The following is a 13,230-nucleotide window of genomic DNA, read 5'->3' on the forward strand; positions in this document are numbered from 1 at the left end:
TCGGCCGGAACGATTGATAATGCAGCCCCAGTCTCGCGGGGAGCGCTCGTCGGGCGATCGACGGGCCGGTCGGCTCCTGTCCGTCGCACTGGAAGACGACATCGAAGACGCCTTGCGAGATCGGTATCGGGTCGAGACGGCCGACTCGTCCGCCGAACTCGGGACGATCGATCCGGACGCCGACTGTCTCGTCGTCGACGCCGAAACGTTTCGCGCCCTCTGTGCCGACGACGCGGTCCCCTCAGCGCCGGTGGTCGTGTTCAGCGACACCGCCGACCCGGCGCTGATGCGGGCGATCGCAAGACGCGAAGGGTGCGACATCGTGTACCGGGACGGCCTCGCGGGAGCGCCGAGGGAAGCGCCCGAACTCGAGCGACTCGGCGAGCGCATCGAGGCCGCCCGCGGCGGCCAACGCGCCGGTGCGGACCGAGACGGCACCGACGACCCCTCGCCCGACCTGCGCGATACCGTCCTCGAGACCGCAAGAAACCTCATGGGCGCGGCCCCCGACGAGGTCGACACGAAGATCGAGTGGGGCCTGGGCTCGGTCGCCGAGGCGCTCGGGGGGACCCGCGGCGTCGTCTACGCGTACGACGACGACCGGCTCCGCGTGACCCACGAGTGGCACGCAGCGGGACGCGACCCGGTCGGCCACGAGGCGGTCCGGGCCGAGGAGTTTCCGGGCTTCGCCGCGGCGCTCTCGCAGTTCGAGACGTTCCGGACGGCCGCGGGCGAGGAGGACAGAGAGGAGGGGTCCGCTGCGGCGTCCCTCGAGCGGTTCGGGTACGGTTCCGAGGGCGTCTTCGTCGCGGTGCCGGTCGTCATCGACTGGGCGCTCAGCCGCGTGCTCGTCGTCGACGGCGCTCCGGCCGGCCGGCTCTCGGAGCGGACGGAGACCAGACTCCGGACCGCCGGCGAGTTGATCGGGCGGACGCTGCGGCGCAACGACCGCCGCCGGGAGATCGAGCGGCAAAACGAGCGCCTCGAGCGGTTCGCGTCGGTGATCAGCCACGACCTCCAGAACCCGCTCAACGTCATCACCGGCTTCGCGGAACTGGCCCGCGAGTCGGACGATCCCGCGGCGATCGACCGGATCGAGGCGGCGGCCGAACGGATGGAGACGATCCTCGAGGACCTCCGGACGCTCACGCGGGAGGCCGAGGACCTCGGGGAACTCGAAGAGGTGCCCGTCTCGGCGGTCGCAAAGCGCGCGAACCGGGCGGTCGAAACGCCGGGGGCGACAGTCGAGATCGGCGAGATCGGGCGCGTCGAGACGGACCCGAGCCGGCTCCGGCAGGCGTTCGAGAACCTGCTCCGGAACGCGGTCGAACACGGCGGCTCCGACGTCACCGTGCGCGTCGAGCGGATCGAGGGCGGGTTCGCGTTCGTCGACGACGGCGCCGGGTTCTCTCCCGAGGACCGCGGACAGGTGTTCAACGACGGGTACACCGGCGGCGACGGCACCGGCTTGGGGCTGGCGATCGTCCGGACCGTAATCGAGGCCCACGGCTGGGCGATCGCGGCGACGGAGGCCGAGGGCGGCGGCGCGCGCTTCGAGATCACGGGCGTGGGGTTCGAGGGCGGCGGCGCCGGAAACGAGAGCGGGGGCGAACGCGGGGACGCCGACGAAACCGCCGACGGCGGGTGATCCTCGCGGACGAAGCGGACCGAAGAACGGACGCAGAGGCGGGGGCCGGCATAGGGGCGAGTGGGGATTGGTCCGATCACCACTCCATGCCGCCGTTGACGCCGAGGACCTGTCCCGTCATGTAGCCCGCGTCGTCGCTGGCGACGAACCTGACGAGTCCGGCGACGTCCTCCGGCGTCGCAAACCGGCCGAGCGGGATCCGACGGAGTATCTTCTCCTTGACGCGGCCGGGGACGACCTCGAGCATTCCGGTGTCGACGAACCCCGGCGCGACGCAGTTCGCGGTCGAGCCCGATTCGGCCAACTCCAAGGCGAGCGTTCGCGTGAAGCCGAACAGCCCGGATTTCGTCGTCGCGTAGTTCGCCTGCCCGTAGTTGCCCTGCTGGCCGACGACGCTCGAGATGTTTATGAGTCGGCCGTCGTCGGCGGATCTGATGTCCTCGAAAAAGCAGTGCGTGCAGTTGAACGTGCCGCCCAGGTTGACGTCGACGACGCGGTCCCAGTCGTCGCGGGTCATGTTCTCGAACTTCTTGTCGGCGGTGACCCCGGCGTTGTTGATCAGGACGTCGAGGCCGCCGAAGCGGTCCCGGACCGTCTCCCGCATCGACTCGACCTGCTCGTAGTCGGCCACGTCCGCCCGGACCGCCACCGCATCGCCGCCCGACTCGGCGATGGTCTCGGCGACCGCCTCGGCCGCCGCCGCCGAGGAGCGGTAGTTGACGGCGACGTTCGCGCCGTGTCGGCCGAGTTCCGCGGCGATGGCGCGGCCGATACCGCGCGATCCGCCGGTGACGAGACAGGTCTTTCCGTCGAGCATACGCCTACTGTCGATGGGAGCGACAAAAGGGTTCCTGACCCTACTCGAGGGCGTCGTCGATCTGCGATTGGAACTCCTCGAGCCATTCGGTGTCCGAGAGCTCCTCCATCCGCTCGCGGAGGTGCGGCTTGCAGAGGCCGACCTTGATGTGGTTCTTCTCGACTGCGACAGCGGCCTCCTCGTCACAGTAGTGACACTGCATGTACGGCCGTATGGGACCGGGGGGTTTGAACCCAGCGCTCGCGTCATCGCGCCGTCGGACGGTCGGCGGACACGACGGATCGGGCCGTCGGACGGTCGGGCTCAAAGCGCCGCCCGGAACCGGCGGTAGTCGTCGTCGTCCAGCCCGGCGACGCCGAGGGTGTCGTCGTGCGCGTCGCTTCCGCCGGTCGCGACGAGATCCCACCGCTCGAGTGCCCGATCGACCGGCGCGGGGTCCGTCTCGCGGCCGTAGGAGTAGTGTCGCTCGACGGCGTCGAGCGCCGCGCAGCGTTCGAGCGCCGACGCCGGGTCGTCGTACCGAAGCGGGTGCGCGAGCGAAACGAGCCCGCAGGCCCCCGCGAGGACGTCGAGGCCCTCCTCGAACGACGGCACGTCCCGGGGCACATAACAGGGACAGCCGTCGCCGATCAGCTCCGCGAAGGCCTCGCCGTAGCCGTACGACGACGCCGAGGCGATCGCCTCGGCGATGTGGGGGCGACCGAGACCGGGGCGCGGTTCGATCGGCAGTTCGGTGCCGAGCCGCTCCTCGACGCGGTCGATGATCCGCCGGCCGCGCTCGAGGCGGTCGGTCTGGAGCCGGTCGATCATCGATTCGAGGGCGGCCGTCCGTTCGGCGCCGTACCCGAGGAGGTCGAGCCGCTGGTCGCCGGCGTCGACCCGGAGCTCGATCCCGTGGATCACGGTGAGCTCGCCGATCGCCGAAACGGGGGTAGAGAGCTCGGGGTGGAGCCGGTCGTGGTCGGTGATCGCAACGGTGTCGACCGCCGCCCGCTCGGCGGCGGCCGGGAGGGTCTCGAGGGTCAACGCGCCGTCGGAGTTGGTCGTGTGAACGTGGAGATCCGCAACTGGCATGGGTCGTCTTCGGGCGGGGCGGACAAAGACGCGGCGCTTCGGACCGAAGCGGTCTCGTCGCGGGCTCAGACCCCGGGGACGCCGAACGCGCCGATGCCGAGTCCGAGCACGGTGTTCACGATCGCGAGGATCACGAGCGCCGCCAGCCACGCGACGATCCCGATGACCGCCGCGTTCTTCCAGCCGCCCGGGTACCGCCAGTTGATAACGCCGACCCAGACGACGAGCGCCAGGATCGTCCCGATGAGCGGGATCCACGAGAACAGCGCCCACCCGATCGCACCGAAAAGCGCCGTCACGACGGCGTGGCCGTAGTCGTCGGCGTCGGCGATGACGCTCGCGCTGACGTAGATCGCCAGGCCGCCGACGAGCAGTGCGACCACGAAGGCGACGAGCGAGCCGACGAGCGGAGCGATCATTTCGTCCCCCCTACGACAGGGGGTAGTAAACCGTTGGTGGCCGGCGGCGCGGGGGCGTTGGGGGCCTCAGGCCTCCGAGAGCCGGCGCAGCACGTCCGGAGCCGCCTCGAGCGCGTCCTCGAGCGCGTCGGCGTCGGGGCCGCCGCCCTGTGCGAAGTCCGGCGGGCCGCCGCCGCCCCCGCCGACCCTGGCGGCGAGGTCGTCGACAACCGCGCCCGCGTTGATGTCGACGCCGTCGGGGACGGCGACGACGAACGTCGCGCCGTCGAGGCCGCTGCCGAGCACCGCGACCGAGCCCTCCTCGACGAGGGCGTTCGCCGTCGCCCGGAGTTCGTCCATGTCGGCGTCGACGCGCTGGACGACCGCCGTCGCGTCGCCGATCTCGACGCTTCGACCGCCCGCCTCGCCGCTCGCGCGGACCGCGGCGAGTTGCTCGGTGAGGTCGTCGATGCGCTTGCCCCGCTGTTTCCACTCCTCGAAGAACCGTTCGGCGGTCTCCGGGACCTCCGGCGGCGAGACGTCGAACGTGTCGGCGGTCGCGTACAGCGCGTCCTCGGTGCGCTGTGTGGCCGCGATGGCGGCGTCGCCGGCGGCGAAGACCAGCCGTTCGACGCCGTCCTGGATCCGTTCGGTTGAGAGGAGCTTGATCGCGCCCACGTCGCCGGTCCGCGTGACGTGCGTTCCCGCACACGCCTGTACGTCGTCGCCGACGTGGATCAGGCGCAGCGTTTCGCCGGGCGGGATGCCGCCTTGGTACAGATCGAACCCGTGTTTGTCCTCGGCGTCGCGGCGGTCGGGCCACTCCTGTTCGACGGCGACGTTGTCGGTCACGATGCCGTTGGCCACGCGCTCGATCCGCCTGACGTCCTCGCGGGAGATCCGGTCGTAGTGGCGGATATCGAACCGCGAGGACTCGGTGCCCTTCTGTGCGCCCGCCTGTCGGACGTGATCGCCGAGGACCTCCCTGGCCGCGTGCCCGATGATGTGGGTCGCCGTGTGGTGTTGCATGAGGCGGCGGCGGCGGGTGCCGTCGATCTGCCCCCGGACGAAATCGCCCTTTCCGGGGTCCCCGTCCGTCCGGTGTAACACGACGCCGTCGGCCTCCCGGACGTGGCGCACCTCGACGGTCACGTCCCCGCCCGAGAGCGTGCCGGTGTCGGACGGCTGGCCGCCGCCCTCGGGGTAGAACATCGTCTGATCGAGGACGACGTCGTAGGCGGCCCCGTCGTCCGTCTCGCGTTCGAGCACGTCGAGGACGACCGCCTCGAACTCGGTCCGCTCGGGTTCCTCGTAGTAGAGCTTCTCCGTCTTGGGCAGCTCTCTCGCCCGGTCGTCGGCGGGCGGTCCGTCCCCGCCCTCGCCGCCGCCCCCGTCGTCCGCCGGGTCGCTGTGGCGGGCGGCGACGAGCGAGTAGAAGTCGTCGGGGACCTCGACATCGACGCCGCGGTCGGCGGCGATGTCCTCGACCATGTCCGGCTGGATCCCCCGGCTGTCGTACAGCTCGATGACCTCCTCGAGCGGGATCGCCGCGCCGCGCTCGGCGTACTCCTCGGCGAGGCGCTCGACGACCCGGCCCCCGCGTTCGAGCGTCTCGCGGTACTTCTCGAGTTCCGTGCGGACGATGTCCCGGATCGTATCGCGGTTCCGGTACCCGAGCCGCTCGGCCTGCATGTCGACCAGCTCGTCGAGGGGCGCGTCGACGCCGACGCGGTCGACGAGCCGTTTCGTCCGCCGGAGGACCATCCTGGCGAGATACCCCGTTCCGACGTTCGATGGGACGATCCCGTCGCCGAGCATGTACGCGAGCGTCCGGCAGTGGTCGGCGATCGCGTAGACGGTTTCGAGCGGCTCGACGAGCGCCCGGAGCCGCTCGGTCGGCACGCCGAGTTCGGCGGCGATGTCGTCGCGGGCGGCCTCGACGTCGTCCACGTCGTCGATGTCGAGCTGTCCGGAGAGCCGCGCCGCCCGGTTGACGAGTTCGGTCTCCTCGTCGGTGTACCCGAGGCCGGCGTTGTCCTTCAGGAACTCGATCGCCTCCGGGTAGATCGCCTCGTACACCGTCGCCGTGCCCTGGGACATCCACGTCCAGCGCTCGAGGCCGTACCCGGTGTCGACGATGTACGTGTCCATAAACGAGTACGTGTTGCCGTCCTTGAGCTCGTACTCGCCGTCGGGGTCGCGCTCCATGCACATGAACACGAGCGTCGCGAGTTCGAGCCCCCGGTAGATCACCTCGATTGCGGGGCCGGCGTTGCCGCCGCCGACCCAGGGGTCCTCGATGTACGTGACGTCCTCGATGTCGGCCCCGAGCGACGCGAGGAGTTCGTCGCAGTACCGGACGGTCTCGCTCTTCCAGTACACCTCCCCCTCGTAGGCGTACTCGTCGGAGCGCTCGACGTCCTCGCGGGCATTAAAGGCGTGGTGGGCCATCATCTCGAAGGCCATCGTGTGCCGTCCGGTCTTGCCGACGTTGTCGATGTCCTGCATCCGGATGCAGGGCTGTGAGACGCACAGCGGGTTGGCCGGCGGCGGCGTCTTGCCGGAGGTGACGAGCGGCTGGAAGTCGTAGATCGACGCCTGCGTCAACAGGACGTCGTCGCGCCAGCGGTTCGCGGCGACCGGGTAGGGGTCGATCCGTTCGTGGTCGTGGTCCTCGAAAAAGGAGAGAAACGCCTCGCGCATCTCCTCGAGCGTGTACGCCTCGTCGAAGCCCGGGCTGTCGATGAACTCGTAGTCGGCACACGGCGGTTCCCCGCACAGCGTTCTGTCGGGGTCGCGCGTCCAGAAGTGCGCCCCACACGACGAGCACTCCGTCCGTTCGAAGCCCTCTTCGCGGAAGTATTCGAGTTGGTATTCCTCGGCGAGGTCACTCATTACGCTCCGTTTGGCCCGTGATCGGCTAAAGGGTTTTCGAGTGCCGAGAGCGGCACAAATACGGCGTATCGAGCGTTCTATGGCCTGTTTTTGCCGTTTAGACCCGAGAGGCCCCGCGGCGGCCGTTCACCGACGCCCGAGTTCGGCGACGTCGTCGCCGGTGGGCGCTTCGGGCAGGTCATCGATGCACTCGAAACAGAGGAAGTGTTCGGTGCCGTCGGGCAACTCCAGGGTCATCCCGCCGGTGCCCTCGGGGTCGGCGGACCAAAAGCCCGAGATGCCGCCCCCGATGGGGACGTCCTCGTCGCAGGCGTCACACCGGTCGCTCGTCATAGGCGGCGTACGGTCCGCGGCGTCAAAAGCGACCGGATCGGGTCAGGCGGGCGGGTTGATCGCCAGGCCGTCGAGCAACACCGGAACCGCCAAAAGTGCGCCGGCGGCGACGGCCGCGTACAGCGGGAGCGTTGAGACGTGGCCGACGACCACGGCACAGAGCATCAACAGCCCGATGGCCGCGAGCACGAGGTCGTATCTGGTGAGCGCGCGGAGCGATCGGGGGTCGCTTCCGGCGGGTTGGCGGGCGCTGCGGGAGATATCGCTAGAGGGGTGTTTCTCCGGCATCTGTACCACCGTCAAGAGTATATACCCGAACCGATATAATAAATTTTCCGCTGGTACGTTACTGATAACATACGAGAATAATTTTCCGAACGTTTCGGTGAAACACGTGCGGCTTCGGCGTGACGTTTCGGTGCTTTACCCGCGGATCGGGAAGCGGGCGGGACGGCGCCGAGGGGGCGTCTGCGTGGCCGGTGGGCCAAGCGTTATGCGGACGGGACGGCGACTAGCGGTGATGGCGGATATCGCCTGGGACGATGAGGACCCCTTCGAGGAGCAGCGCGACAACGCCGAGGACCCGATGCGGCGGCTCTTTTCGGTGTACGGCCGCCCGAACGTCGGGACGATGGTCGTCGGCGTCGTCGCGAGCGTCGCGGCCCGGCTGCTCGATCTCATCCCGCCGATCGTTCTCGGGGTCGCGATCGACGCCGTCTTCCGGGACGAGCCTTTCTCGCTTTGGCTCGTCCCCGGGGCGTGGATCCCGGCCGACGAGACGGCCCAGTTTTGGGTTCTCATCGGGATCATCGCCGGGGCGTTCACCCTCGGGGCCGCGTTCCACTGGATCCGGAACTGGGGGTTTAACGCCTTCGCGCAGAACATCCAACACAGCGTCCGGACCGACACCTACGACACGATGCAGCGGCTCAACATGGGGTTTTTCGCCGACAAGCAGACCGGCGAGTTGATGTCGGTCCTCTCGAACGACGTCAACCAACTCGAGCAGTTCCTCAACGAGGGGCTGAACTCGGTGTTCCGCCTCGGCGTGATGGTCCTCGGGATCGGCGGCGTGCTCGTGTACTACAACTGGCAACTCGCCCTCATCGCGCTGCTGCCGGTGCCCGTCATCGCGGGCTTTACGTACCTCTTCATCAGGGTGATCCAGCCGAAGTACGCCCGGGTTCGCTCCTCCGTCGGGACGGTCAACTCGCGGCTCGAGAACAACCTCGGCGGGATTCAGGTCATCAAGTCCTCGAACACCGAGGCCTACGAGTCCGACCGCGTCGAGGACGTCTCGACGGAGTACCTCGACGCGAACTGGAGCGCGATCAGGACCCGGATCAAGTTCTTCCCCGGGCTCCGACTGCTCGCCGGCTTCGGCTTCGTCGTCACGTTCATTGTCGGCGGGCTGTGGGTCTTCACCGGCACCGGACCGGGGCCGCTCACCGGGGAGTTGAGCGTCGGGACCTTCGTCGTCTTCGTCCTGTTCACACAGCGGTTCATCTGGCCGATGGCGCAGTTCGGGCAGATAATCAACATGTACCAGCGCGCGTACGCCTCGGCGGAGCGGATCTTCGGGCTGATGGACGAGCCCGATCGGTTGGGCGTCGACGCCGACGCCGACGCCCTCGCCGTCGAGGAGGGCCGCGTCGAGTACGACGGCGTCACCTTCGGGTACGACGAGGGCGAACGCATCGTCGAGGACGTCGATTTCACCGTCGAGGGCGGCGACACGCTCGCGCTCGTCGGTCCCACGGGGGCCGGGAAGTCGACGGTGCTGAAGCTCCTGTTGCGGCTCTACGACGTCGACGAGGGCTCGATCCGGATCGACGGCCAGGACGTCAGGGACGTGACGCTGCGGTCGCTTCGGAGCAACGTCGGCTACGTCGGACAGGACGCGTTCTTGTTCCACGGGACGGTCCGCGAGAACATCACCTACGGCGCCTTCGACGCCGACGAGGAGTCGATCGTCGAGGCCGCCAAGGCCGCCGAGGCCCACGAGTTCATTACGAACCTCCCGGAGGGCTACGACACGATGGTCGGCGAGCGCGGGGTCAAACTCTCCGGGGGGCAACGACAGCGGGTGTCGATCGCCCGGGCGGTGCTGAAAGACCCCGCGATACTCGTCCTCGACGAGGCGACCTCCGACGTTGACACCGAGACCGAGATGCTCATTCAGCGGTCCTTGGACCGCCTCACGGCCGACCGGACGACCTTCGCGATCGCCCACCGGCTCTCGACGATCAAAGACGCCGACACGATCGTCGTCCTCGAGGACGGCCGGATCGTCGAGCGCGGGAGCCACGCCGAGTTGATCGAGGCGGGCGGCCTCTATGCGCATTTGTGGGGCGTCCAGGCCGGCGAGATCGACGAACTACCGGAGGAGTTCGTCCGGCGGGCGGCGAAGCGGCGGGCCCGGACGGAGGCGGACGACGACTGACCCGACCGGGGGCGACGACCGGCGTATTCAAGGGTCTCGCCGCCGCCGGTTCGGTATGCTCCGTCTCGCCGTCGCAACGGACGCCGAAACGCTCGAGCGGATCGCGGACCCGCTCGCCGAGCGCGGGATCGAGGCGACGCACGTTCCGACGACGAAGCGCGCACAGCCGCTTTCGGAGCCGTTCGTCGAGGGGACCTTCGACGCCGGGTTCGTCTATCCGGCCCGTCCGATGGAGGGCGGCGTCGCCGACGCGCTCCTCGGGGTGCCCTGGGTCAACGACAGGCAGGCGGTGCTCCGGAGCCGGAACAAGGCCGGGACGCTGGCGCGGCTCGATCGCGCGGGCGTGCCGACGCTCGAGAGCGTCTACGTGTCGAACCCGGTCGGGGGCTCGGAGCTCCGGGCGGCCTTCGAGCGGCTCGACCCGCCGGTCGTCGTCAAGCCGAACTCGACGACCCGGGGCATCGGCATCGCGAAGGCCCACGACCTGGACTCGTTTCTCGGCATCTGCGATTACCTCTCGTTGATCCACGACTACCGCGCCGCCGACGACCGCTCGTTTCTCGTCCAGGAGTTCCTCCCCGACGCGCGGGACTTCCGGGTGATGGTCGTCGACGGCGAGTACGCGGGGGCCGTCGAGCGGCGGCTCGGCGCCGCCGACCGCGAGGCGGGGCGCTGGAAGCACAACGTCCACCGCGGCGCGACGGCCGACGGCGTCGAGCTATCGGACGAGCGGCGTCGGCTGGCCGAGCGGGCCGCCCGCGAACTCGGGATCGACTGGCTCGGCGTCGATCTCCTCGTGTCGGGCGATCGGGTCGTCGTCAACGAGACGAACGCCCGCCCGACCGTCGACGACGCGTCGAAGTACGAGCCGGAGTTTTACGACCGCCTCGCGGGGCTGATACGTCGGACCGCGGAGGGCGGATAGCGGCCTCCCGGGGGTGAGAGCTTCGGTGCGCTCGTCGGAGAGCGGGCAACAAGGGCCGGAAACGGGCGGCGAGAACGCGACGCGGGTCCGGTTACGAGAGGTCGATGTCGGCGGAGCTGTCGGTCCGCTCGAGCGTGATCTCGAGGACGCCGTTGTTGAACGACGCCGACGCCGAGTGCTCGTCGACCCGGCCGGGGAGTTCGATCCGCTCTTCGTACTCGCTCGTCTCGGTGGAGGCGGCGATGGTGACGTGTCTGCCGTCGCATTTGATCCGGATGGACTCCTTGTCGACGCCAGGGAGGTCCGCGACGACGCGGATCCGCCCGTCGGTCTCGTAGACGGAGACGTGGGCGTCGCCGCCGAAGCCGGCGTCGCCGGCGTCGAAGCCGCCGGCCATCCCTTCCATCATCCGCTCTATCTCGCTGAAGATGTCGTCGAACGGGTCGTCGCGGTCATCGCGTCGCATGTCCTCCGGTACGGGAGAGCGGTGCAAAAGCCTTCTGTCGGTGTCGGCGCGTCCGGAGGCCGCCGGTCGCGATCGGAGGGGGTGCGGGGCGGGTGCAGGGCGGGTGCGGGGCGGTCTCAGAGCCCGATCCCGAGCGCCTCGTCCGTGGTCGCCATCGACTCGGCGGCGTCGGCGGCCCCCGAGACCGCGCGGATCGCGTCGACGTTCTCGGGGACGACGTCGGACTCCTGGTGGATCGCCTGAAACAGGTACAGGTCCCTGCCCTCCATCGACACCGACTCCCGCCAGACGCAGTTCTCCCAGACGTCACCGCGGGGGCGTCCCCGGTCCATCGCGTACTCCTTGATCGCGCCGGCGCCGTCGATGCCGCTCGCGGCCGGGATCAGAAACGTCCGGCGCTGGTCGTCGAGCAGCGCGGCGACCGCCTCGGCGTCGGGGGCGGCGTCGAGCGTGACGTTGACCGAGTGGGTGTGCATGAGCGTCGCCGGGACCTTCAGCCCGAGCGTGTCGATGTCGAGCTCCGGGAAGATCGTGTTCACGTCCGGGCCGTGGTGCGACGGGAGCTCCACCGGGTCCGGGAGGACGTCGTTGATCGGGCCGCGGCCGCTCTGTGCGGGGTCGCCGCCCCGGCGGACGAGGGTGACGCGCGCCTTCTCGACGCCGTAGGCCTCCTCGAGGGGGGCCAAGAGCCGCGACAGCCCCGTCGTGTTACACGAGACGACGCGGACGTGGTCGGCGCCGATCGCGCGCTCGAAGTTGCTCCGGGCGTTAAACGAGACGTCGACGACCCCGGCGTCCTCGCCGCCCTGATACAGCGCCGGCGTGTCGTGCTCGTCGTACATCGGCTTGTTCTGTGCGCCGATCCCGGAGGGACAGGCGTCGACGACGACGTCGGCCGCGGCGACGAGCTCCTCGACGCCGCCGGCGATGTCGATCCCCGCCTCGGCGAAGGCGTCGATCCGGTCTGCGACGGCCGCGTAGAGGGGGTACCCCTTCGAGACGGCCAGCGTCGCCTCGTGGTTCGGGCGCGTCTTCGCAACGCCGACCAGTTCCATGTCGGGCTGCAGCGTCACGGCGTCGGCGACCCGCTTACCGATGGTTCCGTAGCCGTTGACCGCGACCTGGATTGCCATACGGGTCGATCGAGAGCCCACGGGAATAACCGTTTCTCTCCGCGTCGAAGGGCTCGAACAGGAACGTCTTTGCGGCCGCCGTCCTAACCCCGGACATGGACGGAAACGACCACGACGCGGTCACGATCACCGACGGCGAGGCGGTCGCGGCGGCCGCCGAGACGGCGATCGAGCAGTGTCTAGGGGTCGGGGCCGACGAGGGCTGCGTCGTCGTCACCGACGACAAGCGCGAACCGATCGGCGAGGCGCTGCACCGGGCCGCCCTCGAGGCGACCGAGGACGCCGCGATCGTCCGGTACCCGCCGGGGCCCCAACACGGCGCGGAGCCCCCCGAGCCCGTCGCGGCGGCGCTCCGGGGCGCCGACGTCTTTCTCGCCCCGACGACAAAGAGCCTGAGCCACACCAGGGCGCGCTCGGAGGCGACGGAGGGGGGCGCCCGCGGGGCAACGCTCCCAGGGATCACCGAGGAGGTGTTCACCGTCGGACTCGACGCCGACTACGGGACGATCGAGGCCGAGTGCGCGGCGATGGCCGAGCGCGTCGAGGGCGCCGAGGAGATCCGGATCACCTCGCCGCAGGGCACCGACATCACCGTCCGGCCGGGCGATCGCCCCTGGATGCGCGATACGGGCGTCGTGCGCGACCCCGGGTCGTTCTCGAACCTGCCGGCCGGCGAGGTCTTCGTCAGCCCCGAGTCGGCCGACGGGAGGTACGTCGTCGACGGAACGATCGGACCGCACGGGCTGCTCGAGGCGGGCGAAACCGTCGCCTTCGAGGTCGAAGAGGGGGTCGTCACGTCGGTCTCGGACCCCGACGTCCGGTCGGACATCGAGGCCGCCGCCGAGGAGGTGGGCCGAGACGCCTACAACCTCGCGGAACTCGGGATCGGGACGAACATCGGCGTCGCCGATCTCGTCGGGAGCGTCCTCCTCGACGAGAAGGCCGGCGGGACGGTCCACATCGCGGTCGGGGACGACGCCGGGATCGGCGGCGACACCGACGCGCCGATCCACATGGACGGGATCCTCAGGGAGCCGACGGTGCTCGTCGACGGCGAGGCGATCGAACTGCCGACGGCCGGGGGCGGCTGAGGGCGGG

General features: G+C 69.6%; 13 protein-coding genes. 4 read left to right on the plus strand and 9 right to left on the minus strand.

The window, feature by feature from the left end:
* Positions 1-19: 19 nt before the first annotated feature.
* Positions 20-1,648 (plus strand): sensor histidine kinase, encoded by a 1,629-nt coding sequence (locus Q0916_RS06875; RefSeq protein ID WP_299236029.1) that lies wholly within the window; start codon positions 20-22, stop codon positions 1,646-1,648.
* A gap of 76 nt (positions 1,649-1,724) precedes the next feature.
* On the opposite strand, the gene Q0916_RS06880 is transcribed toward Q0916_RS06875, so the two are convergent.
* The 7 genes from Q0916_RS06880 to Q0916_RS06910 form a co-directional block, all read right to left on the minus strand.
* Positions 1,725-2,465: a beta-ketoacyl-ACP reductase gene (locus tag Q0916_RS06880; protein ID WP_299236031.1), complete on the minus strand. Its 741-nt coding sequence runs from the start codon at positions 2,463-2,465 to the stop codon at positions 1,725-1,727.
* A 40-nt stretch (positions 2,466-2,505) separates the two neighbouring features.
* Positions 2,506-2,667: a DUF6757 family protein gene (locus tag Q0916_RS06885; RefSeq protein WP_299236033.1), complete on the minus strand. Its 162-nt coding sequence runs from the start codon at positions 2,665-2,667 to the stop codon at positions 2,506-2,508.
* A gap of 101 nt (positions 2,668-2,768) precedes the next feature.
* Entirely contained in the window at positions 2,769-3,539 is a 771-nt protein-coding gene (locus Q0916_RS06890) for a PHP domain-containing protein (protein ID WP_299236035.1), read from the minus strand.
* Between the two features lie 65 nt (positions 3,540-3,604).
* Positions 3,605-3,955: a hypothetical protein gene (locus Q0916_RS06895; RefSeq protein ID WP_414689316.1), complete on the minus strand. Its 351-nt coding sequence runs from the start codon at positions 3,953-3,955 to the stop codon at positions 3,605-3,607.
* Between the two features lie 69 nt (positions 3,956-4,024).
* A complete protein-coding gene (gene alaS / locus Q0916_RS06900; protein WP_299236039.1) occupies positions 4,025-6,832 on the minus strand; it encodes an alanine--tRNA ligase in 2,808 nt (935 codons plus the stop codon).
* A 126-nt stretch (positions 6,833-6,958) separates the two neighbouring features.
* Positions 6,959-7,165 (minus strand): DUF7561 family protein, encoded by a 207-nt coding sequence (locus Q0916_RS06905; protein WP_299236040.1) that lies wholly within the window; start codon positions 7,163-7,165, stop codon positions 6,959-6,961.
* A 42-nt stretch (positions 7,166-7,207) separates the two neighbouring features.
* Positions 7,208-7,462: a hypothetical protein gene (locus Q0916_RS06910; RefSeq protein WP_299236041.1), complete on the minus strand. Its 255-nt coding sequence runs from the start codon at positions 7,460-7,462 to the stop codon at positions 7,208-7,210.
* Between the two features lie 223 nt (positions 7,463-7,685).
* On the opposite strand from Q0916_RS06910, the gene Q0916_RS06915 reads away from it, so the two are divergent.
* Together Q0916_RS06915 and Q0916_RS06920 are read left to right on the plus strand one after the other, a co-directional pair.
* On the plus strand, positions 7,686-9,608 hold the full coding sequence (locus Q0916_RS06915; protein WP_299236043.1) for an ABC transporter ATP-binding protein: 1,923 nt from the start codon (positions 7,686-7,688) through the stop codon (positions 9,606-9,608).
* A gap of 55 nt (positions 9,609-9,663) precedes the next feature.
* Complete coding sequence (locus Q0916_RS06920) at positions 9,664-10,533, plus strand: ATP-grasp domain-containing protein (RefSeq protein ID WP_299236045.1); 870 nt, start codon at positions 9,664-9,666, stop codon at positions 10,531-10,533.
* 91 nt (positions 10,534-10,624) lie between these two features.
* Here Q0916_RS06920 and Q0916_RS06925 read toward each other — a convergent pair whose 3' ends face one another.
* A complete protein-coding gene (locus Q0916_RS06925) occupies positions 10,625-10,999 on the minus strand; it encodes an Hsp20/alpha crystallin family protein (protein WP_299236047.1) in 375 nt (124 codons plus the stop codon).
* A 116-nt stretch (positions 11,000-11,115) separates the two neighbouring features.
* Complete coding sequence (locus Q0916_RS06930) at positions 11,116-12,132, minus strand: type II glyceraldehyde-3-phosphate dehydrogenase (RefSeq protein ID WP_299236049.1); 1,017 nt, start codon at positions 12,130-12,132, stop codon at positions 11,116-11,118.
* Between the two features lie 95 nt (positions 12,133-12,227).
* On the opposite strand from Q0916_RS06930, the gene Q0916_RS06935 reads away from it, so the two are divergent.
* A complete protein-coding gene (locus Q0916_RS06935) occupies positions 12,228-13,223 on the plus strand; it encodes an aminopeptidase (RefSeq protein WP_299236051.1) in 996 nt (331 codons plus the stop codon).
* The last annotated feature ends 7 nt before the right edge of the window (positions 13,224-13,230 follow it).

The organism is Natronomonas sp. (genome assembly GCF_028274965.1).
Lineage (GTDB): Archaea > Halobacteriota > Halobacteria > Halobacteriales > Haloarculaceae > Natronomonas.

Excerpts from the sequence above, each read along its gene's own strand:
- Q0916_RS06875 (WP_299236029.1), top strand. The coding sequence starts at position 20 with ATGCAGCCCCAGTCTCGCGGGGAGCGCTCGTCGGGCGATCGACGGGCC.
- Q0916_RS06880 (WP_299236031.1), bottom strand. The coding sequence starts at position 2,465 with ATGCTCGACGGAAAGACCTGTCTCGTCACCGGCGGATCGCGCGGTATC.
- Q0916_RS06885 (WP_299236033.1), bottom strand. The coding sequence starts at position 2,667 with ATGCAGTGTCACTACTGTGACGAGGAGGCCGCTGTCGCAGTCGAGAAG.
- Q0916_RS06890 (WP_299236035.1), bottom strand. The coding sequence starts at position 3,539 with ATGCCAGTTGCGGATCTCCACGTTCACACGACCAACTCCGACGGCGCG.
- alaS (WP_299236039.1), bottom strand. The coding sequence starts at position 6,832 with ATGAGTGACCTCGCCGAGGAATACCAACTCGAATACTTCCGCGAAGAG.
- Q0916_RS06905 (WP_299236040.1), bottom strand. The coding sequence starts at position 7,165 with ATGACGAGCGACCGGTGTGACGCCTGCGACGAGGACGTCCCCATCGGG.
- Q0916_RS06915 (WP_299236043.1), top strand. The coding sequence starts at position 7,686 with ATGGCGGATATCGCCTGGGACGATGAGGACCCCTTCGAGGAGCAGCGC.
- Q0916_RS06920 (WP_299236045.1), top strand. The coding sequence starts at position 9,664 with ATGCTCCGTCTCGCCGTCGCAACGGACGCCGAAACGCTCGAGCGGATC.
- Q0916_RS06925 (WP_299236047.1), bottom strand. The coding sequence starts at position 10,999 with ATGCGACGCGATGACCGCGACGACCCGTTCGACGACATCTTCAGCGAG.
- Q0916_RS06930 (WP_299236049.1), bottom strand. The coding sequence starts at position 12,132 with ATGGCAATCCAGGTCGCGGTCAACGGCTACGGAACCATCGGTAAGCGG.
- Q0916_RS06935 (WP_299236051.1), top strand. The coding sequence starts at position 12,228 with ATGGACGGAAACGACCACGACGCGGTCACGATCACCGACGGCGAGGCG.